Source organism: Cytobacillus sp. IB215665, assembly GCF_033963835.1.
In the GTDB taxonomy this organism is placed as follows: Bacteria; Bacillota; Bacilli; order Bacillales; family SM2101; genus Nanhaiella.
On sequence record NZ_JAXBME010000024.1, the window covers coordinates 24087 to 48359 of the forward strand.

The 24273-nt window shown below is 34.6% G+C and carries 20 protein-coding genes and 2 tRNA genes; all 22 read left to right on the forward strand.

Annotation, left to right across the window (positions count from 1 at the left end; translation table 11 throughout):
* Window positions 1-217: 217 nt before the first annotated feature.
* The 22 genes from pth (at window position 218) to SLH52_RS21000 (ending at window position 24213) form a co-directional block, all read left to right on the forward strand.
* Window positions 218-775, forward strand: a complete 558-nt coding sequence (pth, locus tag SLH52_RS20895) for an aminoacyl-tRNA hydrolase (RefSeq protein ID WP_320211137.1) — start codon at window positions 218-220, stop codon at window positions 773-775.
* Between the two features lie 69 nt (window positions 776-844).
* Window positions 845-1075, forward strand: coding sequence for an anti-sigma-F factor Fin family protein (locus SLH52_RS20900; RefSeq protein ID WP_320211138.1), 231 nt, complete (start codon window positions 845-847; stop codon window positions 1073-1075).
* A 397-nt stretch (window positions 1076-1472) separates the two neighbouring features.
* On the forward strand, window positions 1473-5006 hold the full coding sequence (mfd, locus tag SLH52_RS20905) for a transcription-repair coupling factor (RefSeq protein WP_320211139.1): 3534 nt from the start codon (window positions 1473-1475) through the stop codon (window positions 5004-5006).
* A gap of 183 nt (window positions 5007-5189) precedes the next feature.
* On the forward strand, window positions 5190-5726 hold the full coding sequence (gene spoVT / locus SLH52_RS20910) for a stage V sporulation protein T (RefSeq protein WP_320211140.1): 537 nt from the start codon (window positions 5190-5192) through the stop codon (window positions 5724-5726).
* Between the two features lie 298 nt (window positions 5727-6024).
* Complete coding sequence (locus tag SLH52_RS20915) at window positions 6025-7644, forward strand: polysaccharide biosynthesis protein (RefSeq protein WP_320211141.1); 1620 nt, start codon at window positions 6025-6027, stop codon at window positions 7642-7644.
* Entirely contained in the window at window positions 7644-9110 is a 1467-nt protein-coding gene (gene mazG, locus SLH52_RS20920; RefSeq protein WP_320211163.1) for a nucleoside triphosphate pyrophosphohydrolase, read from the forward strand. The genes SLH52_RS20915 and mazG overlap by 1 nt, the downstream gene beginning before the upstream one ends.
* 121 nt (window positions 9111-9231) lie before the next feature.
* Window positions 9232-9492, forward strand: coding sequence for an RNA-binding S4 domain-containing protein (locus tag SLH52_RS20925; protein WP_320211142.1), 261 nt, complete (start codon window positions 9232-9234; stop codon window positions 9490-9492).
* A gap of 147 nt (window positions 9493-9639) precedes the next feature.
* Window positions 9640-9945, forward strand: coding sequence for a sporulation protein YabP (gene yabP / locus SLH52_RS20930; RefSeq protein WP_214484075.1), 306 nt, complete (start codon window positions 9640-9642; stop codon window positions 9943-9945).
* A gap of 32 nt (window positions 9946-9977) precedes the next feature.
* Entirely contained in the window at window positions 9978-10592 is a 615-nt protein-coding gene (yabQ, locus tag SLH52_RS20935; protein ID WP_413785572.1) for a spore cortex biosynthesis protein YabQ, read from the forward strand.
* A gap of 2 nt (window positions 10593-10594) precedes the next feature.
* Window positions 10595-10966, forward strand: coding sequence for an FtsB family cell division protein (locus tag SLH52_RS20940; RefSeq protein ID WP_320211144.1), 372 nt, complete (start codon window positions 10595-10597; stop codon window positions 10964-10966).
* Between the two features lie 89 nt (window positions 10967-11055).
* On the forward strand, window positions 11056-11460 hold the full coding sequence (locus tag SLH52_RS20945; RefSeq protein WP_214484072.1) for a S1 domain-containing RNA-binding protein: 405 nt from the start codon (window positions 11056-11058) through the stop codon (window positions 11458-11460).
* A 434-nt stretch (window positions 11461-11894) separates the two neighbouring features.
* A tRNA-Met gene (locus SLH52_RS20950) sits at window positions 11895-11968 on the forward strand.
* 30 nt (window positions 11969-11998) lie between these two features.
* Window positions 11999-12070: transfer RNA gene (locus SLH52_RS20955), tRNA-Glu, on the forward strand.
* A gap of 377 nt (window positions 12071-12447) precedes the next feature.
* On the forward strand, window positions 12448-14922 hold the full coding sequence (gene spoIIE, locus SLH52_RS20960) for a stage II sporulation protein E (protein WP_320211145.1): 2475 nt from the start codon (window positions 12448-12450) through the stop codon (window positions 14920-14922).
* 69 nt (window positions 14923-14991) lie between these two features.
* A complete protein-coding gene (locus tag SLH52_RS20965) occupies window positions 14992-15729 on the forward strand; it encodes a vWA domain-containing protein (RefSeq protein WP_320211146.1) in 738 nt (245 codons plus the stop codon).
* Window positions 15698-16678, forward strand: a complete 981-nt coding sequence (locus SLH52_RS20970) for a protein kinase domain-containing protein (protein WP_320211147.1) — start codon at window positions 15698-15700, stop codon at window positions 16676-16678. Before SLH52_RS20965 ends, SLH52_RS20970 begins: the two co-directional genes overlap by 32 nt.
* A 102-nt stretch (window positions 16679-16780) precedes the next feature.
* Entirely contained in the window at window positions 16781-18166 is a 1386-nt protein-coding gene (gene tilS / locus SLH52_RS20975) for a tRNA lysidine(34) synthetase TilS (RefSeq protein ID WP_320211148.1), read from the forward strand.
* Between the two features lie 21 nt (window positions 18167-18187).
* Window positions 18188-18730 (forward strand): hypoxanthine phosphoribosyltransferase, encoded by a 543-nt coding sequence (gene hpt, locus SLH52_RS20980; protein WP_320211149.1) that lies wholly within the window; start codon window positions 18188-18190, stop codon window positions 18728-18730.
* 105 nt (window positions 18731-18835) lie between these two features.
* Window positions 18836-20767, forward strand: a complete 1932-nt coding sequence (gene ftsH / locus SLH52_RS20985; RefSeq protein ID WP_320211150.1) for an ATP-dependent zinc metalloprotease FtsH — start codon at window positions 18836-18838, stop codon at window positions 20765-20767.
* 397 nt (window positions 20768-21164) lie between these two features.
* Window positions 21165-21944, forward strand: coding sequence for a type III pantothenate kinase (locus SLH52_RS20990; protein WP_320211151.1), 780 nt, complete (start codon window positions 21165-21167; stop codon window positions 21942-21944).
* A gap of 69 nt (window positions 21945-22013) precedes the next feature.
* Entirely contained in the window at window positions 22014-22892 is an 879-nt protein-coding gene (gene hslO / locus SLH52_RS20995) for an Hsp33 family molecular chaperone HslO (RefSeq protein ID WP_320211152.1), read from the forward strand.
* Window positions 22893-23286: 394 nt separating this feature from the next.
* The gene (locus SLH52_RS21000) at window positions 23287-24213 is read left to right on the forward strand and encodes a peptidyl-prolyl cis-trans isomerase (RefSeq protein WP_320211153.1); all 927 of its coding nucleotides are present in this window, start codon (window positions 23287-23289) and stop codon (window positions 24211-24213) included.
* The last annotated feature ends 60 nt before the right edge of the window (window positions 24214-24273 follow it).

Consider the following 24273-nt stretch of genomic DNA (forward strand, 5'->3'; position numbering starts at 1 on the left):
TCGAAGTTGCTTAACCCCATCCTTCAAAAGCATCGTTGTGCTTTTCGTAGGCATGGGGTTCTAGTGCTTGTTGGGTGTGTATGCGTAGCTAGCGCGTTATATAATGTCTAGCTACTACAGCGCCTATCCATCCAAGGCAGCTCTTAGATTTCATCCGAAGGCAAGTCTAGATGAGTCAGGTGCTTGCGTTTTTTATTATACATATGGGGGAATCTTGATGAAATTAATTGTAGGTTTAGGAAACCCTGGTAGAGAATATGCTCGTACAAAACATAATGTAGGATTCATGGTTATTGATCAGTTATCGACACGATTTAATATCGATTTAGATAAATCTAAGTTTTCAGGATTATTTGGAACAGGTATGTTTAATGGTGAAAAAGTAATATTATGTAAACCGCTTACATATATGAATTTATCAGGAGAATGCATTGGGCCATTAATGGACTATTTTGACATACCTATTGAAGATCTACTGATTATCTACGATGACCTTGATTTGCCAACAGGAAAAATTCGTTTAAGAACAAAAGGCAGTGCTGGTGGACATAATGGAATTAAATCCACAATTAATCATCTTGGCACTCAAGAGTTTAAAAGAGTTCGTATAGGAATTGGGAGACCAACGAATGGTATGGCAATTCCAAATTATGTTCTCACAAAATTTATTGATGATGAAATTGAAAAGATAAATGATGCTATAAAGGTTTCAACAGATGTATGTGAAGATTGGATTTCATCACCTTTTTTACAAGTAATGAATAAGTATAATTAATCAATGAAATTGAATAACTTCCTAGTATTGAGTAAATACTATCACTAAAACCAATTGGGAGGATAACAAATGTCACTCCATTATTATTGCAGGCATTGTAGTATAAAAGTTGGTAGTATTGAAAGAGTATCACTATATACTGAAAGTTTAGGATTTCAATTACTTTCTGACCAGGAACGTCAAGAGATGTTGTCCTACGAAGATAACGGTGATATCAAAGTGCTAACAATTTGTGAGGATTGTCAAGAAGCATTAAACCGAAATCCAGATTTCCATCTATATGAAACATTTATTCAGTGAGAAGCTTTGGTCTAATACCAAAGTATTTTCCTGTTTTATGTTGATTATTATGTTGTTTTCCTTGATAGCAAATAAACATATATACAAATATATATAAAGAGTTCTTAATATCATTTCTCTTTTTTAGATAACAACGCATACAATTCGACCTAGCTTCAAATAGAAACTTATGCCAACAAAGAAGTTTTTTTATTTATTTTGGCTGTTTTCGCATTGATTGTAGTTTTTCGTACTAAGATATAAAGTTCGATGCGTTTTTTCTTCTCATTAACAGATGAAAGTCGCATTAACTAGCAATAGCAACAAAGATTTAAAAAAATTCGTAAAAAGTGTAACGCATTTTATATAACTAGAATATTATTAAACCCTGCTAAGTCATTTGAGAGGAGGGGGTTGAATGTTAGGTATACAAGAGTATTTTTTATATAATGATGATTTGGCTTCAATTGTAAACGGCATTGATGAAGGGCTTAAAGAGCAGCTTGTCGCTGGATTATCAGGATCAGCTAGATCTTTATTTTATGCTTCAATCTATAAAGATACAAATCGCCCGTTACTAATAGTGACACATAACCTCTTTCAAGCGCAGAAGATTTATGATGATTTACTAGGGTTGTTAAGTAGTGATCATGTATTTCTATACCCAGTTAATGAAACAATTGCGTCAGAAATAGGAACTGCTAGTCCAGAATTAAAAGGACAGCGTCTAGAGGTATTGGATTATTGGTGTACATCAAAAAAAGGTATAGTCATAGCACCTGTTGCTGCTATAAAAAGGTTGCTTCCCCCAAAAGAAGTTTGGGATAGCTATCAATTAAATTTCTCAGTAGGAAATGACATAGACATAGATCAATATTTAAATAAAATTGTATTGATGGGTTACTCTAGAGCATCAATGGTTACAGCACCAGGAGAGTTCAGTGTTAGGGGTGGTATAATTGATATATACCCATTAACTGAAGAGTTTCCAATTAGAATAGAACTTTTTGATACTGAGATAGAGTCAATACGGACATTTGCAATTGATGATCAACGGTCATTGCAAAAGGTAGAAAAAGTAACCATTGGTCCGTCAACTGAAATTCTAATAAGTAACGATAAAATCGATCACGTAATTAACTCAATAGAAGATAAACTTGGAGAAAGTTTGAAAAAAACAAAGGACAGTGATGTTAAAAAATTATTAGTGGAAAACATTACTGCTGAAATAGAACAATTAAAAAATGACCAACTTCCGAGTCAAGTATTTAAGTACTTATCTCTTTTCTATGAAAAGCCTGCAAGTTTACTAGACTATGTACCTAATAACGGTCTTATTTTATTTGATGAAATGAGCCGTATCCAAGATATTACTACAACCTTAGATAAAGAAGAAGCTGAATGGTACACGAGCCTACTTTCCGAAGGTAAAATTATTCATGATTTACAGCTGTCTCATCATTTTTCTACTCTTATACAAAAGATAGACAAGCCGATTATTTATTTTTCTTTGTTTTTACGGCATGTTCAGCAAACAAGTCCACAAAATATTGTAAATATTACTTGTAAGCAAATGCAAAGTTTCTTTGGACAAATGCATGTGTTGAAAACCGAATTAGAAAGATGGAAAAAAGGAAATTATACTGTTGTAATCTTAGCTCCGAATGAAGAAAGACAGAAGAAGATACAACATGTACTTGAGGATTATGATTTGAATTTTGCTACAACTGATAGCAATGACAAAATAATAGCAGGTACAAATCAAATCGTTCTAGGTGATTTAAACACTGGTTTTGATTTGCCTTTACAAAAGCTAGTAGTTATTACTGAAGAAGAATTGTTTAAAAATAGGACGAAAAAAACAAAACCGAGACAGAAGCTATCCAATGCAGAAAGAATTAAGAGCTACTCAGAGTTAAAGGTTGGCGATCATGTTGTTCACATTAACCATGGTATCGGTAAGTATATTGGAATTGAGACGCTAGAAATCAATGGTATACACAAAGATTATCTCCATATTGAGTATCAAGGTAGTGACAAGCTATACGTTCCTGTCGAACAAATAAATCAAGTACAAAAGTACGTTGGATCAGAAGGTAAAGATCCAAAAGTGTATAAGCTTGGTGGAACAGAGTGGAAACGGGTTAAGAAAAAGGTTGAGTCCTCAGTACAAGATATAGCTGATGACTTAATTAAGTTATATGCAGAGCGAGAAGCGAGTAAAGGCTATAGTTATAGCCCTGATGGTGATATGCAGCGAGAGTTTGAGTCGGCTTTCCCATATGAAGAAACAGTAGATCAACTACGTTCAATTGGTGAAATTAAAAAAGATATGGAAAAAGAGCGCCCTATGGATCGGTTATTATGTGGTGATGTAGGGTACGGGAAGACAGAAGTAGCAATCAGAGCAGCATTTAAAGCAATTGTTGATGAAAAGCAGGTTGCTATCCTTGTGCCGACAACGATTTTAGCCCAGCAGCATTATGAAACTATTCAAGAACGGTTTCAAGATTATCCAATTAATATAGGTTTACTTAGCCGATTTAGATCTCGTAAGCAACAACTTGAAACAATTAAAGGTTTAAAAGATGGAACAATTGATTTAGTTGTAGGCACTCATCGAGTATTGTCTAAGGATATTTCATTTCGTGATTTAGGGATGTTAATTATTGATGAAGAGCAACGGTTCGGTGTAACACATAAAGAGAAGATTAAGCAAATGAAAGCTAATATTGATGTATTAACTTTAACAGCAACACCTATTCCTAGAACGTTACATATGTCCATGTTAGGCGTCAGGGATTTGTCTGTAATTGAAACACCACCTGAGAATAGATTCCCAGTGCAAACTTATGTAGTTGAATATAATGGTGCACTCATTAGAGAGGCCATTGAAAGAGAACTATCTAGAGGTGGCCAAATATACTTTCTTTATAACCGTGTTGAAGATATTGAACGCAAAGCCGAGGAAATCCCAATGCTCGTTCCAGATGCACGAGTTGCGTATGCACATGGAAAAATGACTGAAAACGAGCTGGAATCTGTCATACTTAATTTCTTGGAAGGTGAAATCGATGTCCTTGTAAGTACAACCATTATTGAGACAGGTGTCGATATTCCAAATGTTAATACGTTAATTGTATTTGACGCAGATAAAATGGGCTTATCACAATTGTATCAGCTTAGAGGAAGGGTCGGTCGTTCGAATCGTGTAGCTTATTCATATTTTACACATCGGAAAGATAAAGTCTTATCAGAAGTTGCTGAAAAAAGATTGCAAGCAATAAAAGAATTTACAGAGTTAGGCTCTGGTTTTAAAATTGCCATGCGTGACTTGTCAATAAGAGGAGCAGGGAACTTGTTAGGGTCACAACAACATGGATTTATTGATACTGTTGGATTTGATTTATATTCTCAAATGCTGAAAGAAGCAATTGACGCACGGAAAGGAAATGAACCAATTCAAACAGATCCAGATATAGAAATAGACGTAGAAGTTGATGCATATATCCCTGACCAATACGTTTCTGATGGTCGACAAAAAATAGACATGTATAAACGTTTTAGAGCTATTACTACAATAGATGATCTAGAAGATCTTCAAGAGGACATGACAGACCGTTTTGGGGAATACCCAGATGAAGTATCTTATTTATTTCAAATTGCTGAAATTAAGGTTTACGCAATACAACAAAAAATACTATCAATTAAACAAGTGAAACACGAAGTTACAATATTATTTAGTGAAGAGCAAAGTGATAATGTTGAGGTTCAAAGGTTAGTTCAGCTTACACAACAATATGGGCGATTGATTGGGTTAGGGATGGAAGGCAAACAACTAAAAGTTGTTTTCCACACAAAAGGTATTCCTGCTCAGCAATGGTTAGCATCAATGTACGATTTCCTAAAAAAACTAGCTGACGTTAAAGAAGAACAATTAAAAACTGTATAAAAATGTTTAGCTGTATTAATAATTGGCGATACTGTATGTTTCTTTTTATTTTTAAAAATTATGCTTTCTTTATGTATAGTTCTTTGTTTGAAGAGGATACTAATGTCAACAATGGTGATTTATACATGAACAACACTTTAATCACCATCATTTAATCATCAGATGAAAGTGAGGCATCTTTAGATGAAAGCAACTGGAATTGTTCGTCGAATTGATGATTTAGGCCGAGTGGTAATCCCTAAAGAAATACGGAGGACATTACGAATTAGAGAAGGTGACCCGCTAGAAATTTTTGTTGACCGAGATGGAGAAGTGATTTTAAAAAAATATTCTCCTATTAGCGAATTAGGTAATTTCGCTAAAGAGTATGCAGAGGCTTTATTTGACAGTTTAGGACATAATGTATTAATATGTGATCGAGATGTGTTTATAGCAGTAGCGGGAGGCTCCAAAAAGGACTATATTAATAAAAGTATTAGCAGGATGATTGAGAAATCTATGGAGGATCGTAATACTGTACTTAATACTGAAGAAAAAGAAATATCCTTTATAAGTGATCAAGAAGAGCAATTGTCATCTTATGCTATAGGTCCAATCATTGCAAATGGAGATCCAATTGGAGCAGTTATAATTTTTTCAAAAGATACAGTGATTGGGGAAGTTGAGCAAAAAGCTGTTGATACAGCAGCAGGTTTTTTAGCAAGGCAAATGGAACAATAAAACAAACAAAAGGCGGCAAACATGCGGCCTTTTCTTATTTATTTGCTGTTGTGTTCAGCACTAAAAACACGTTTATAAATCTTCTCTTCTTTGTTGTTATTGTTTTGCAATATAACAATAAAGAAGAAAAGAGGCTATTTAGTTGATGAATTTTTACGCTTTAAAGCCCCTATCCTCCCGAAATCGCTTCTCGTTTAAGTTAAAGTACCTTCATGTGATATGCTCTCGTTGCTCTTCATATATTGCAACAGCGGAAGTAAAGCATGACTTTCTTCAATTTTTTTGAAGGGGTGAGTTGGTGAACATCCATTCCGATTTGCAAAAAAAATTTTTTTTGCAAGGAACAGTTATATTATCTATTGCAGGGATCGTAACTAAGCTACTTAGTGCAGGATATAGGATACCTTTCCAAAATATTGTTGGAGATATCGGGTTTTATATATATCAACAAATATACCCATTTTACGGAGTATTTTTAACGTTATCAACCTATGGGTATCCAGTTATTATTTCTAAGTTACTGATTATTTCATTTGAACAGCAAGATTATAAAAGAGTTAAAAAAGTTGTTGTGGTCTCCTTTTTATCCTTATTTGTTGCAGGAATCATTTTTTGTAGTGTGTTATATTTTTTTGCAAATAGGATAGCAAGTATTATGGGTGACCCGGAATTAACCATTTTGATTAAAGTTATTGCTTTTTCATTTTTATTAATGCCATTTATCTCAGTATTAAGAGGTTATTTTCAAGGACAGAAGAATATGGTTCCAACCGCTGTTTCACAAATGGTTGAACAATTTATTAGAGTAATAACTATTTTAGTATTTTCTATCCTCCTCGTATCACATGGATATGGCATGTATGCTACCGGTGCTGGAGCACTTTTCGGATCAATTACAGGTGGATTAACAGCAATTGTAATTTTGATAATATATTATAAGCAAAATAACCTATTACATACAGAACGCCCGTTAATATTTAATAAAAAAGAAAATGCTGAAATAATTAGGGTCTTATTTATACAAGGGGGACTTATTTGTATTAGTGGGATGATCCTTATCCTCGTTCAATTAGTCGATTCGTTTACGTTATACTCATTATTAATCTCAAGTGGTATGGGTGACGTTATAGCTAAAGGTGCAAAAGGAGTCTATGATCGTGGATGGCCACTTATTCAATTAGGAACTGTGGTATCAACATCAATCTCGCTATCTTTAATTCCAATCATTTCTAGTGCATATATCCGTCATAATATACAATCTATTAAAGAGAAGGTTAATTTATCTATCAGAATTAGCATTGTTGCTGGTGTAGGTGCATCTGTCGGGTTAGCTTTTATTATTGAACCGACAAATATTATGCTCTTTCAAAATAATCAAGGTACAGATGTGTTAAGGATACAAGGTTTTACTATACTCTTTAGTTCACTTATCTTAACAACTTCATCTATTTTTCAAGGTATGAACAATTACATGATTCCTGCAATTAGTGTTGTCGTAGCGTTAATTTTAAAAGGGTTGTTAAATGTTCTACTTGTTCCTATTTTAGGAACAAAGGGTGCTGCATTTGCAACTATCATTTCACTATTGATAACTGTATTATTTCAGTATTATATATTATATAAGAAATTCCGAGGGTCTATATGCAGAATTAAGGATGTTGTCACCATAATAGAAGCAGCTATAGTAATGGGAATAGGTTTATATGTATATATTCAATTTACAAACCTATTGATGGTATTTATTAATAATCGGCTTTTTTCTGCTTTACAAGCAATTACTGCTGTAATGATCGGTATTATATTATTTCTCTTCGTCATTATTAAAAGACAAGTTTTTACCCAAAGTGAGCTGTCAATCATTCCATATGGAAATAAGCTAGCCTATTTTAATAGAGCAAATAAGAAATTAGGTGATTAATAATGAAGAAAATAACTGTAATAGGTTTAGGAGCTGGCGATTTAGAGCAATTACCTCTAGGAGTTTATCGATTGTTACAAAAGGCTGATCATATTTATATAAGAACAAATGAGCACCCAGTCGTACAGGATCTTATGAAAGAAGGACTACATTTTAATTCTTTTGATAAGGTATATGAAAAATACGATCAATTTGAAGAAGTATACGAAGAGATAGTAAATGTTTTAATTTCAGAAGCGCAGCATAAAGAAATATTATATGCTGTACCTGGTCATCCATTTGTGGCTGAGAGAACAGTTCAACTATTAGTGGATAAGTGTAGTAAGTATGGTATTGAAATTAATATTGCTGGAGGGCATAGTTTTCTTGATTCAACATTTACATCATTGCAAATTGATCCGATCGAAGGGTTTCAGTTTCTAGATGCAACGTCACTACAAAGGCAACAAATTCAATATAATCAACATATTATTATATGCCAAGTGTATGATCAATATATTGCATCAGAGGTGAAGCTAACACTTATGGAGGATTTGCCTGATGATTATGAGGTAATGATCCTTACAGCTATTGGTAGCGAGGCTGAAGAAGTAAGGAAAGTACCATTATATGAATTGGATCGTCAGACTACTATAAGTAATTTAACAAGTTTATATGTACCTCCTGTAAATGATGAGAAATTACTTTATCATACATTTTCTTCGTTACGTTCTGTGATAGCAATTCTTCGTGGGCCAGATGGTTGCCCATGGGATAAAAAACAAACGCATCAATCATTAAAGAAATATATTCTCGAAGAAGCATATGAACTTGTAGATGCTATTGAAAATGATGATGTTTGGAATACAATTGAAGAGCTCGGGGATGTACTTCTACAAGTTATGTTGCATGCTCAAATTGGAGATGATGACGGATTATTTAACATTGATGATGTGGTTAGAAGTATAACAGAAAAAATGATTCGACGTCATCCACATGTTTTTGCAGGTGAAAGAGTAGTTGATAGTGATGAAGTAGTTAATAATTGGGAACAAATTAAGCAAGATGAAAAAAAAGGAATGAAACACCCTGCATCATTACTTGAGGGGGTCCCAAAGAGCTTACCGGGCTTATTAAGAGCTTATAAATACCAAAAAAAAGCAGCTGATGTGGGGTTTGATTGGGACGATGTCAGTCCGATGTGGGCTAAAGTGAGGGAAGAAATAGAGGAGTTTCAAGTTGAAGCATCCAATCACAACCAAAAGAATATGCTTACCGAGTTTGGTGATATTCTTTTTGCTCTTGTAAATATATCTCGTTATTATAAAATTGATCCGGAAGAAGCGATAACAAATGCAAATAATAAATTTTTTAAGCGATTCCATTTTATTGAACACACTGTGAGGGATGAAGGGAAAGAGTTTGAATCCTTATCTTTAGAACAATTAGATGAAATTTGGACATCTGCAAAGAAAAAAGGATTATAATGAGAATACTAGGGCGAATACGCATACCCTTCATGTCGTTTTGATAATGTGGTTTATGTTATAAGCTATCGAACTAAAAAGACAGATATGAAATCTAAGATAGACGAAAGAAGTGAAAAATATGAGACTAGATAAATTTCTTAAAGTTTCTCGTTTAATTAAAAGGAGAACACTAGCAAAAGAGGTTGCAGACAAAGGAAGAATTTCGATAAATGGTATTCAAGCAAAAGCAAGTTCAACTCTTAAAGTTGGGGATGAACTAACGATTCAATTTGGTCAGAAAGTTGTAACGGTCAAGGTAGAAAAACTTGTTGAGACAAGTCGTAAAGAAGAAGCTAATGACTTATACACGATTGTTAAGGAAGAGAGAAAAGAGGCGTAAAGCACCGCGTTTCCTAACTTAATGAACATACGTTGAGCAACTGGTTGCTAAGTTTTATAGGCTTGTTCTAAAATGATTGTCCCGAACATACATTGATATAAATGTTTGCTATGAAGCATGTCTTCAGCATAAAAGCGAGGGATGATCATGGATCAATATTATGAAGGTAGCTCAAATCAAAAAGGAACGATTAAAGAGCACGACTTAGTAATGAGAGGACGCAGAATTCTTGACATAACAGGTGTCAAACAGGTTGAAAGCTTTGATAATGAAGAATTTTTGTTAGAAACTGTGATGGGATTTTTAGCTGTTCGTGGCCAAAACCTACAAATGAAAAACCTAGATGTTGATAAAGGAATTGTCTCAATTAAAGGGAAAATATTCGATATTGTATATTTAGATGAGCAATATGGGGAGAAGGCTAAAGGTTTTTTTAGCAAGTTGTTCAAATGAGTTTAACGACTCAATTTTATACAATGATGTCTATGATTGGTATTGGGAGCTTTTTAGGAGCAGCTCTCGATACTTATGGACGCTTTTTACAGAGGTCATACCGAGCAACGTGGTTAGTTTTTATAAATGATATTATGTTTTGGTGTATGCAAGGCTTTATTATATTTTATGTTTTGTTACTCGTTAATGAAGGAGAACTTAGGTTTTATATCTTTATAGCTATTTTATGTGGTTATGCTACCTATCGTAGTCTTTTTCAATCGTTATTTTTAAGCTTGCTGGAATTTGTAATTAAATTAGTAATTTCGACATATCAAATTGTAAAAAAGCTCGTTCACTATATTATCATAAAACCAATTCAATTATTGTATCATTTTATTGCTATACTGGTTATAGGGCTTTTAAACATATGCTATACGACTATCCGTTTTCTGGTAAAAGCACTAATTAATGTTGCACAACTATTGTTTATACCAGTGAACAACCTAGTTAAGTTTGTGTTTCAACTACTCCCTAGCTCTTGGAGAAAGTTTTGTTTAGTTTTTTTAAAAAAACTTGCAGGATATTTTAAAAAAATAAAGAATGTACAACATATCATAATAAAATGGTGGAAATCAATCCTAAGTTTTTTAAGGAGGAAGTTTTAGAGATGAGTGCGTTACGAAAGCAGAAGAAAGTTATAGAGCTGCAAACGACATACTCTAGTCAGCATGAGAAAAATCAACAGGTATTAACTAATAAGCGTCGCGGTTTAATGAGACGGTTAGCTGCTTTGGCATGTCTAGCTGTAGTTACCGCCCTTTTTATTAGTTCTACACTCATCTCTCAATCGAAAATAATTGCAGAAAAGGAAGTTGAGAAACAAAAACTTGAATATGAGTTAGCTGATTTGAAAAAAGAGCAATTGTATTTGGAAGGTGAAATTGTTAAGCTTAACGATGATGAGTATATAGGAAAAATTGCTCGAAGAGATTTTTTTCTATCACAAGAAGGTGAAGTTTTATTTAATACATCTGAGTGAAGTTGATTAGTCTTGTTGACACTCAATTTTCAAATTATGTATAATAAAAAAAATGATTTTTTTATTTTTTAAGGAGGAACACTTTTTTTATGTCGATTGAAGTAGGCAGCAAGTTACAAGGGAAAGTAACAGGTATTACAAATTTTGGTGCGTTCGTGGAGCTGCCAGAAGGCTCAACAGGTTTAGTTCACATAAGCGAAGTTGCTGACAATTATGTAAAAGATATTAATGAACATCTAAAGGTTGGCGACGAAGTTGAAGTAAAGGTAATAAATGTTGAGAAAGATGGTAAAATTGGCTTATCAATTAAAAAAGCAAAGGAGTCACCGCGACCTCCTCGTAAAGGCAGTAATCGCCCTCCAAGGGATTTCCGTCCTAAAGAGAATTTTGAGCAGAAGATGGCTCGTTTCCTAAAAGAAAGTGAAGATCGATTATCATCTTTAAAACGGAACACAGAGTCAAAACGAGGTGGACGAGGAGCACGAAGAGGATAACTTGCTGCTGATCATTTTATAGTGCGTGTTCAAAAAGGATATAGAAAAACTATTTCACTGAGATCTATTAAAGATACTATGTTTCGACTTGTTAACGCAGAAACATACGATTCGTATGTGTCCCGCAAAATGGTGGAAAACCTAATAACAATCGCAAGTAGTATCTTATTCAAGTTTAAACAGTCATTTCTTCTTTCTTTTTGAGCAGCCTCTTATAGATAGTCTGGCAGGTAAAATGTATATCAAGCACCCACGGGTGCTTTTTTATTGGCTCTCTTCGTAAATTCTATTGCTATTGTTATTATATTTGGCTCTTTAACTTCTAGTTGACGTCATTTGTAAATTTTTAATAAATGATATGAAATTAGTTTTTAATGCAATTAAGGTATTGACTAAAATGTTATTCCTTAGTATCATATTCTTTGTCGTATTATGGCGGTGTAGCTCAGCTGGCTAGAGCGTACGGTTCATACCCGTGAGGTCGGGGGTTCGATCCCCTCCGCCGCTATTTAAAAAGTGTCATTTTATCATTTCTTTTGGCCCGTTGGTCAAGTGGTTAAGACACCGCCCTTTCACGGCGGTAACACGGGTTCGAATCCCGTACGGGTCATCGTTAAAGTCAGTTCTTAATGAACTGGTTTTTTTTATTAGGTTATTTGCGTCAACTTTGTCGTATAAAGTTGATGTGATTGGCATTATTTTAAAGAGCCGGGGTGCGATCAGCTCTAGTTGTATTGTATTCAATAAAAAAACATATCTAATTTTCGGTTCGAGAGATAATGACGAAATAAATTATCTGAATATTCGATATTATCATTGTTGGTTTGTGAAAAATAGGATTAAATTCTTCAGATTATGTATGCTTATTGTATGTTATTAAGAATTGAGTCGAACACTTTTTTATATCTCCATGTTGTTTTGACAAAAAATATTCTGGCTTAGAAGTATAATAACAACCAACTATAAAAAGTTGGGGAGTGAATAAATATGGAAAAGACTGAACGGAATGTCATTGAACCTATTACGAACGTGAATTTTAAAAGTACAAAGCTATCGTTAGACAGCTGGATTCAAAAGAACAAGCAAAAACTATTAAAAATAATAATTAACAGAGGGGTTCTTATTGTTTTTATTGGCTTTTTACTTGGACGAGCATTAATATTAGCAGAAGTTACACCATTCGCATTACCTTTTTTTGCTGCCGTTTATGTCATTCAAAAAAATAGAATCTGGTTAGCCATGCTAGCATTGCTTGTAGGTGGAATAAGTTTATCTTTTCAAACTTCCATATTCATTCTCACATCAATAGTATTATTTCTATTTTTAAATAGCATAACGAGAAGGTTTAGCAAAGATACACTAAAAGTAGTTCCATTCCTCGTGTTCTTATCCTTATGTATGTCCAAGCTCTCAATCTTATATTTTATAAACAACGAAATTGATCTGTATAATTTGATGTTGGTTGGTGTTGAGTCAGGTCTAGGTTTTATACTGACACTAATATTTCTACAAAGTGTTACGTTAGTTGCATTTCGGAAACGAAAACAAACTTTAAAAACAGAAGAAATTATTTCCATAATTATATTATTGGCTTCTATCATGACAGGTTTGATTGGTTGGTCTATATATGACTTATCAATTGAATATATTGCTTCAAGGTATTTTGTTCTCCTACTTGCTTGTGCTGCAGGTGCCACGATTGGAACGACAGTAGGTGTGGTTACCGGGTTAATATTAAGCCTTGCAAATATCGGAAGTCTATTTCAGATGAGTTTGCTTGCATTTTCTGGATTACTTGGAGGTTTACTAAAAGATGGCCGGAAAATAGGCGTATCAGTTGGACTTCTCATTGGTACTCTTTTATTAGGAATGTATAATGACGCTAATCAGCTTCAATTAAGTGTAATTGAATCGTTATTAGCCATTTTTATATTTCTATTAACTCCTCAATCACTCATTTCGCAAATCGCAAAATATATACCAGGAACAATTGAAAATATGTCTGAGCAACAACAGTATTTACAAAAAGTAAGAGATGTCACGGCAAGTCGTGTATCCCAATTTTCATCAGTTTTTCAAGCATTATCTAGTAGTTTCGAAAATTACAATCAATCTGCTAATCATATGGATGAGGACGTTGAAATTGATTATGTTTTAAGTAATGTCACAATGAGGACATGCCAATTATGCTATAAAAAAGATCAATGTTGGACGAACAATCTTAATAAAACATATGATTATATGAAGAATATTATGCATGAATATGATCAATCCACATTGGAAGAGAATTATCATTTACAGCGTGAGTGGAATAAGCATTGTATAAAACCAGATAAGGTTATAAATGTAATTAAGGATGAGTTGACATTACATTACGCCAATCAGAAGTTAAAAGAACAAATTCGAGAGAGTAGGAAGCTGGTTGCTGAACAGTTGTTAGGCGTATCCCAGGTGATGGGGGACTTTGCTAACGAGATCAAACGGGAAAGAGATAACCATCATGTACAGGAGGAGCAAATATTAGATGCTGTGCAAGGTTTCGGGGTTGAGATAGGTCATGTCGAAATTTATTGTTTAGAACAAGGAAATATTGACATAGAAATGAGCATTCCATTTTGCAATGGCCGAGGGGAGAGTGAGAAGTTAATTGCACCTATGCTTTCTGACATTTTAAAGGAGACGATCATTGTTACAAAGGAGGAATGTGCAGCTTATCCTAATGGCTATTGCCAGGCGACATTTGGATCAGCAAAGACATACAAAGTTGATACAGGTATTGCTCATGCAGCAAAAGGTGGAGGATTAATATCAGGTGATAGTTACTCAACGATTGAATTAGGTGCAGGGAAATATGCAATTGCAATTAGTGATGGAATGGGAAATGGCCAGAGAGCCCACCATGAAAGTAATGAGACTCTGGAGTTGTTACAAAAAATTCTAAAGTCTGGGATAGAAGAAAAAGTAGCGATTAAATCGGTAAACTCTGTTCTTTCTTTAAGAACAACTGATGAGATATTTTCCACCCTCGACCTAGCCATGATTGATTTGCAAGACGCGAGTGCTAAATTTTTGAAAATCGGGTCGTCACCTAGCTTTATTAAGAGAGGAGAGAAAGTTATTAGTATTTGTGCTAGTAACTTACCTATGGGAATTATTCAAGACTTTGAGGTAGATGTTGTTAGCGAGCAACTGAAAGCAGGGGATCTATTAATTATGATGAGTGACGGAATTTTTGAAGGTCCAAAGCATGTAGAAAATTACGATATTTGGATGAAGCGAAAAATAAAAGATTTACAAACGAAAGATCCTCAACATGTCGCAGATTTAATTATGGAGGAAGTGATCCGTACTCGTTCAGGAAACATTGACGATGATATGACAATCGTAGTAGCAAAGGTTGATCATAACACTCCTAAATGGGCTGCAATACCTGCTCATATGTATGAAAAAAAAGCGCAGTAAAGAGTACGAAGTATAAAAACTTTTTATTCAGTCGAAGATGGTAATAACCATTTGAGGAGGGAATAAAAGGTGGATAAAGGTACATTAAAACAAATATTACTCATAACTGATGGGTGCTCAAATCATGGAGAAGATCCTGTGGCTATGGCAACACTTGCTAAAGAGCAGGGGGTAACAGTTAACGTTATTGGCGTGATGGAAGAGGATAAAATAGATAATCGTGGACTAGCGGAGATAGAAGGCATTTCAATGGCAGGAGGAGGGGTTAGCGAGGTCGTCTATACTAGGCAATTGTCACAAACTGTACAAATGGTAACTAGAAAAGCAATGACACAAACATTACAAGGAGTGGTAAATAAAGAATTACAGCACATACTTGGTTCAGGAACTTCAATGGAGGACTTATCACCTGAAAAACGTGGAGAAGTGATGGAGGTGGTTGATGAACTAGGGGAAACTGCTGAGTTAGAAGTTCTTATTCTTGTAGATACGAGCGCTAGCATGAAGCATAAATTACCAACTGTGAAAGAAGCATTGTTGGATTTGTCGATTAGTTTAAATGCGCGTATTGGCTCGAATCGGTTTTCAGTGTTATCATTTCCAGGCAAAAAGAAAGATGTCGAGAAAGTTCTGGATTGGAATCCACATCTAGATTCATTAACTAAAATATTTCCTAAGTTAACATCAGGAGGAATGACACCTACAGGGCCTGCCATTAGAGAGGCATTGACTTACTTTAAAAAGAAACGATCGTTAAGGAGCTTGATTTCTCGAGATGAACAATATTTCGAAGAAACAGGCATGTAGTGTACCAGCTGGGACGGTAATTGTCGGTAAGTGGCATAAAAATAAATATAAGATTAAAAGTTTACTTGGTAAAGGTGCTACGGGATCAGTTTATTTATCTGAAAGTCCTACCGGTTTAGTCGCTGTTAAGATTAGTGATAGTAGTATGTCAATATCGTCAGAAGTTAATGTACTTAAACATTTTTTGAGGGTCCGGAGGTCATACTTGGGACCTTCTTTGCTAGATGTTGACGATTGGGAGCGTCGAGGCTTTGACTCTCCTACGCCTTTTTATGTGATGGAATATATAAAAGGAGAGGCATTATTACAATTTATAAAGACGCGTGGTAATGAATGGATTGGCATATTGTGTTTACAATTATTAGCTGAACTTGACATACTTCATCGTGAAGGGTGGGTCTTTGGCGATCTAAAGCCAGATAACCTATTAGTGACAGCTTCTCCTCCTAAAATACGGTTACTAGATGTGGGGGGAACGACATTAATTGGGAGATCAATAAAAGAATTTACTGAGTTTTTTGACCGTGGTTATTGGGGAAAGGGTTCTAGAAAAGCTGAACCATCTTATGATTTATTTGCAGTAGCGATGATCATTATAAATATAGCCTATCCAAATAGATTTTCTAGAAGTAGGAATGGAGGAGATCAACTTAAGAATGCTATAAAATCAAATGTATTATTAAGGAAGTATTCATCTGTTTTAGAAAATGCAATAGAAGGGAAATATAGTAGTGCATCTATTATGAGAAAAGACCTATTACTTGTAATGAATCAGCAATACGTTTCCAATAAGCAAACTACGACCAATCAGTCAATTAAGAATAGCTCCATAAGTAATAGAAGGAAAGGCGGAAAAAGGAGTAAGAAAAAGAGCTTTTTAGAATTTACATTATTATTTCTAGTAATAATTGTTGTCTATTGGCTATACATATATAGTCAGTTATTATGAATTTGAGTTGCTAGCCATCTTTTTTGCAGAAACTTAGATAATCATGTACGATAAGGGGACAAGATTCTGTAGAACGATGAGTAGTAGAGGGTTGAATTGCGGATGATAAATAAGCTAAATGATTTTATTAAACGTCACGAGTTAATTACAGAAAATTCAACGATCATTGTAGGTGTATCTGGAGGGCCTGATTCCTTAGCACTTCTTCACTTGCTTATTGGTTTGAAAAGGAGCTTCGGTTTAAAGTTAATTGTAGCTCATGTTGATCATATGTTTCGTGGTAAGCAGTCCGAGAATGAGATGCGATTTGTTGAACAGCATTGTAGCTCATTAGGAATTATTTGTGAAGCAACACAAATAAATGTGAGTGACTATAAACAAAAAAAGAAAATAAGTACCCAAGTAGCTGCGAGAGAATGCAGGTATCGTTTTTTTTCGTCAATGATGAAAAAATATGAAGCTCAATATTTAGCTCTTGGTCATCATGGAGATGATCAAATTGAGACAGTTTTAATGAAGCTGGTAAGAGGAAGTACAGGGTTAGGCTATGCAGGGATTCCTGTTAAGAGGCCGTTTAGTATCGGTCATATTATACGCCCCCTATTAAGTTTAAGTAGAGAAGAAATTGAGCATTATTGTCAAAGCATTGGGTTAGAGCCCCGTCGAGATCCAAGTAACGATAAGGATGATTACACCCGCAATCGGATTCGACATCGTGTGCTTCCTTATTTAAAACGAGAAAATGAACGAGTGCATGAAAGAGTTCAACAATTTAGTGAGATGATGATAGAGGATCAAAATTATTTAAAGGAATTAACAGAAAATGAATTGAATAAAGTAATGAAGAAGAAAGACAATACTATTATTATTAGTAGAGAGTCTTATCTTAAGTTACCTATTCCTTTACAAAGGAGAGGGATTCAACTAATATTAAAATATCTTTATCAGGAGGTTCCACCATCTCTTTCCTCAATACATATAAATGACTTTCTAGCAGCCCTGAATAATAATCATCCATCAGGAACATTACATTATCCAATGGGTTTGAAAGTTGTTAAATCCTATGATGATATTATCTTTACATATGATGAAAGAGCAATAAAAGAATATAATTATGTTCATGAGGTTCCTAGTCAAATTGAATTGCCTAATGGTGACCTAATTTTTAGTGAAATCATAAAGCAATTACCGAATGGGGTAAATGGAAACCATTCTATTGTCTTAGACAAAAACAGTGTCGAGTTACCGCTAGTTATTCGGACGAGGAAGCCTGGCGATAAGATGACATTAAAAGGAACTGATGGGACAAAAAAGATTAAAGATATTTTTATTGATCAAAAAATCCCTTTATATGAAAGGGATGAGTGGCCTGTTGTTGAGGATAGATATGGAAGAATCATTTGGTTACCTGGCTTAAAAAAGTCTTCTTTTGAGACTGAACTTAATGGAAATAAACAATATATTTTATTACAGTTTAAGAAGCATTGATCTTCTAGGAGGAAAGTAGTCATGAATCATGATATTCAAAAAGTATTAGTTACAGAAAAAGAAATTCAAGAAAAAGTAAAGGAATTAGGTGAAGTTCTAACAAAAGATTATCAAGAGAAATTCCCACTAGCTATCGGCGTGTTAAAAGGCGCAATGCCTTTTATGGCTGACTTATTAAAAAGGGTTGACACATACCTTGAAATGGACTTTATGGATGTCTCTAGCTATGGTACATCAAGAGTATCATCTGGAGAGGTAAAAATATTAAAGGATTTAGACACATCTGTAGAAGGACGAGATATCTTAATTATCGAAGACATTATCGATAGTGGCTTAACTTTAAGCTATCTAGTGGAATTATTTCGCTATCGCAAGGCCAAATCAATTAAAATTGTTACGTTATTAGATAAACCTTCTGGACGTAAGTCTGATGTAGAAGCAGATTATGTAGGCTTTATTGTACCTGATGAATTTGTTGTAGGTTATGGCTTAGATTATCTTGAGAAATATCGCAATTTGCCATACATAGGGGTCCTTAAACCTGAAGTATATACGGAATCATAAATAATATTTTTAAAAAGCAAAATAATAACAGTAAATTAATTGTATTGGTATGTTTTTCTATGATACTATTGAGTATAGTTTTTTTACCGTGGGAGGAGGTAAGGAATGAATCGGATTTTTCGTAATACTATATTTTATTTATTAATTTTTCTAGTTGTTATAGGTATAGTTGGTGTCTTCAACAATACTAATCAAACAACTGAGGAAATGTCATATGATGTATTCATAGCTAATTTAGAGGGCAATAATGTTAAATCTCTTGCAATACAACCTGCACGAGGGGTATATGAGATTAAAGGTCAATTAAGATCTTATGAGAGTGAAGAGCAGTATTTTATTACATACACACCAACACCTTTTTCAGAGGCAATGTTACAGCGGATTGATACAATTGCAGCAGAAAATAGTGTAGTCGATTTTGTTCCAGCAAAAGAAACAAGTGGATGGGTTACGTTTTTCACTTCAATCATTCCATTTGTGATTATCATTATTTTATTTTTCTTCTTGCTCAACCAAGCTCAAGGCGGTGGAAGCCGTGTGATGAACTTTGGTAAAAGTAAGGCTAAACTTTATAATGAAGAAAAGAAAAAAGCAAAATTCAAAGATGTGGCTGGTGCTGATGAAGAGAAACAAGAATTAGTTGAAGTCGTTGAGTTTTTGAAGGACCCTAGAAAGTTTGCAGAACTAGGCGCTCGCATCCCAAAAGGTGTTTTACTAGTCGGCCCTCCAGGTACAGGTAAAACATTATTAGCTAGGGCTGTTGCCGGAGAAGCTGGCGTACCTTTCTTCTCCATAAGTGGTTCTGATTTCGTGGAAATGTTTGTTGGTGTCGGTGCGTCTCGTGTTCGTGACTTATTTGAAAATGCGAAGAAAAATGCCCCTTGTATTATTTTCATTGATGAGATCGATGCCGTAGGACGTCAACGTGGTGCTGGCCTTGGTGGAGGTCATGACGAGCGTGAACAAACACTAAACCAATTGTTAGTTGAGATGGATGGCTTTGGTGCGAATGAAGGAATTATTATTATTGCAGCAACAAACCGCCCAGATATATTGGACCCTGCTTTACTTCGTCCAGGTCGCTTTGACCGTCAAATTACTGTCGATCGACCAGATGTTAATGGAAGAGAAGCCGTGTTGAATGTACACGCACGCAATAAACCGCTAGCAGATTCTATTGATTTAAAAGCAATCGCTATGCGCACTCCTGGTTTTTCAGGTGCTGATTTAGAGAACTTATTAAATGAAGCTGCTTTAGTAGCGGCAAGACGCGATAAAAAGAAAATTGATATGCTCGATATGGATGAGGCAACAGACCGTGTAATTGCTGGGCCGGCTAAAAAGAGTCGTGTCATCTCTGAAAAGGAACGTAAGATCGTTGCTTACCATGAAGCTGGACATACAATTATCGGTGTTGTACTGGATGAAGCAGATGTCGTACATAAAGTAACGATTGTTCCAAGAGGTCAAGCCGGTGGTTATGCAGTAATGCTACCAAAAGAAGATCGCTACTTTATGACTAAGCCTGAGTTGCTAGATAAAATTACTGGCTTATTAGGTGGACGTGTTGCTGAGGAGATCATTTTCGGTGAAGTGAGTACGGGTGCTCATAACGACTTCCAACGAGCAACTGGTATAGCAAGAAAGATGGTAACAGAATATGGTATGAGTGATAAGCTTGGACCATTACAATTTGGTCAGGCTCAAGGAGGTCAAGTGTTCTTAGGCCGCGACCTTCATAACGAGCAAAACTATAGTGATGCCATTGCACATGACATTGATGTAGAGATACAAAGGTTTATTAAAGAATGTTATGCGAAAGCTAAAGACATTTTGACAGAAAACCGTGATAAGCTCGAGCTAGTAGCAAAAACCTTACTTGAGGTTGAAACACTTGATGCTGAACAAATTAAGTATTTAATAGATAATGGAAGATTACCTGATCGTATTGAAGAGAGCAGTTCGGATGATGTGAAGGTAAACATTAGCACTAAAAAAGAAGAAACTCCATCTGATGATCAAGATCAACAAGATTAATTTAGCTTTGTGATCGATAATTAGTAAAGATGAAGGGTTAAGAAGATGTCTCGGTTTTTCGAGGCATCTTTTTTGAAGGCTCTTTTCGTAAACTTTGTTGTTATTTATACAAAATTACGACAGTAAAAAGAAGTCTCGTATAATTATCTTCATATCATAGAAGAAAAGATGTCACGAAACTATTGTTGTATCCGTGTTATATCTTAGAACGAAAAGCAACAATCATTGCGAAAACAGCCTTTTTGAATATGCTTGATCTTCTGTTGTTAACCAAATCTCTAGCGTAAGCTGACACCATGCGCTTTTGTAACCATTTGTGGTATGATGAGGAATATGTTGTTATTTTTATGTAGTAATCGTTTGGAATAACAGTTATTTTGATAAAAGTGGTGATGAAATGATTTTTGTCTTAGATGTCGGGAATACTAATACCGTTTTAGGTGTTTATGAACAAAATGAGCTTAAATATCATTGGCGGATTGAAACGAGTAGAAATAAAACTGAAGATGAATATGGCATGATTATCAAAGCGTTATTTAAGCACGTAGATTTAGACTTTTTAAATATTGACGGCATCATTATTTCTTCTGTCGTTCCACCAATTATGTTTGCGCTGGAAAGAATGTGCCACAAGTATTTTAATATAAATCCGCTAATCGTTGGACCGGGAATAAAAACAGGTTTAAATATAAAAATAGATAACCCAAGAGAAGTAGGGGCAGATCGAATCGTAAATGCAGTAGCAGGAATGCATTTATATGGAAGTCCACTTATCATTGTCGATTTTGGTACTGCAACAACTTATTGTTACATTAATGAGCAGAAACAATATATGGGTGGGGCTATAGCTCCTGGGATTGCCATTTCAACGGAGGCGTTATATTCCAAAGCAGCTAAGTTACCTAGAATAGAAATTGCGCATACAAATCATGTTATTGGGAAGAACACAGTATCTGCAATGCAATCTGGAATATTGTACGGGTATGTCGGTCAAGTAGAAGGGATTGTAAAGAAAATAAAAGCTCAAGCAAATGTTTTACCAACGGTTATCGCTACAGGTGGACTTGCATCATTAATTGCTGATGAGTCAACTGTTATAGATATTGTCGATCCATTCTTAACGTTAAAAGGTTTACAACTAATTTATCAAAAGAATCAAGATTCTTATAAAAACTAATTGTGTATTATCATACATATTGAATCAATTATTATATAGTTGCATCTTGTGAAAGGGGTATTAACAACCATGTCAGATTATTTAGTAAAAGCTTTAGCTTATGATGGACAAGTCAGAATATATGCAGCAAAGACAACAGAAACTGTCGGAGAAGCTCAGCGCCGTCAATATACATGGCCGACAGCTTCAGCCGCATTAGGAAGAACAATGACTGCAGGCGTAATGATGAGTGCAATGTTAAAAGGTGACGAAAAAATTACGATAAAAGTAGATGCTGGTGGACCAATTGGAGCAATTATCGTGGATAGCAATGCATATGGAGAAGTGAGAGGGTATGTATCCAATCCACAAACACACTTCGATCTAAATGAACATGGCAAGCTAGATGTAGCAAGGGCCGTGGGGACAAATGGTTTTTTAACTGTGGTGAAAGATATAGGGTTGCGTGAGAATTTTACTGGTTCAGTTCCGATTGTTTCTGGAGAGTTAGGTGAAGACTTTACATATTATTTTGTAACATCTGAGCAAACCCCATCATCTGTTGGAGTAGGTGTTCTAGTTAACCCTGATAACTCTGTTCTTGCTGCAGGTGGGTTTATTATACAACTCATGCCTGGCACAGATGATGATACGATCGTAGCAATAGAAGAAAGGTTAAAAACGATAGAGCCAATATCTAAATTAATTGAAAAAGGGTTATCCCCTGAACAAATTATTTATGAACTAATAGATAAAGATCATGTGAAAATATTAGACAAACAACCAGTAACTTTTAAATGTAACTGTACAAAAGAAAGGTTTGCAAATGCAATTATTAGTTTAGGTCCTGACGAAATAGAAGAAATCATTGTGGAGGAAGGCCAAGCTGAAGCGCAATGCCATTTCTGTAATCAAAAGTATTTGTTTTCAAAAGAAGAACTTGAGGCTCTTAAAAAAGAAGCGATGTAATTCAGAGGTTTTAAATAATGGCTCTTTCCAAAATTGTGTTGTTATTTATACAAAATTACGATAGTAAGCCTTATATATGATTCCGTGTTTATTAGTATGAAAAACAACAAACACTGTGTAAACAGCATAAACAAATAATAGCTTTTCACGGTAACTTTGTTATTAGCATAGTAAGATATTTTATTGTAAAACTAATATTATTTACAAATGATAAGATGTTACGAATATTTGTTGTATACGGGTTTAATTCATCGAACGATAAAGCACAACCTATACAAAATAAACTTCAAAAGATAGATGTATCGACAGTTAGCTATATGGATGTCTTGTCTTGTTGTGAAAAAAACCATAATGAATACGAAAATTACCTTTAGCAAAATGGAGTGGGTTAACGTTGAGTAAAAAAGCGTTATGGATACTTGTTTTTGGCCTTGTAATTGTAAACTGTTTTACAATCTTCATTTTGATTGGTGACAAGCAAGATGTAGTTGATGTTACAAAGCCTGTTAATTTAAATGAAAAGATAATTCAAACAGAATCAGAAGAAATTATTGCATCTGTAGGGAATGAAAATATCTATAGACAACAGTGGCTCAATGAGTTAGAAGCTGAATACGGAAAAGCAACTTTACAAATTATGATCGATAGAAAAGTAATTGAACTATTAGCTGAAAAATATAATATACAAACAGATGAGGAGTCTGTTGAGAGAGAGTTAAAGATGATAAAAAAATATTCCTCACTTGCTAATGATGCTTGGGATGACGAGAAATGGAGAGAACAAATCCGTTACAGCATGTTACTTGAACAATTACTAACAAAAGATGCAAACGTTCAAGAGGACGAAATAAGAGACTTTTATGAAAAAAACAAAGAATTATATAATATTGAAACAAAGTATCATCTATCACATATAGTTGTAAAAACAAGGGCAGAGGCAAAACAAGTCAATAATGAATTAAAAGAAGGGTCAAGTTTTGATGTGCTAGCCATGGAAAAATCTGTTGATGAATTTACTGCTAATCATGGAGGAGAGCTAGGTGTCCTTTCATCTGATAGTAAAATAGTACCTAAAGAGTATTTTGAAACTGCTGAACAATTAAAACAAAATGAATGGAGTCAGCCGATAACAGTAGAAGGTGGTTTTGCAGTCGTTCTTTTACATGAGAAAATAGACGGAATTAACTACACTTTTGAAAGTATGAAGGACCAAATAAGAAGGCAAATAGCACTTGAACAAATGGATGGCCCGATATCTGCACAACCATTTTGGGATGAGGCAGAAGTGTCTTGGTTTTATGGTAAAGATGCAAATAAATAAATCTTTATAAATGAGACTTGAAAATAATTGACAATTTCTATAATTTCGAGTACATTTATT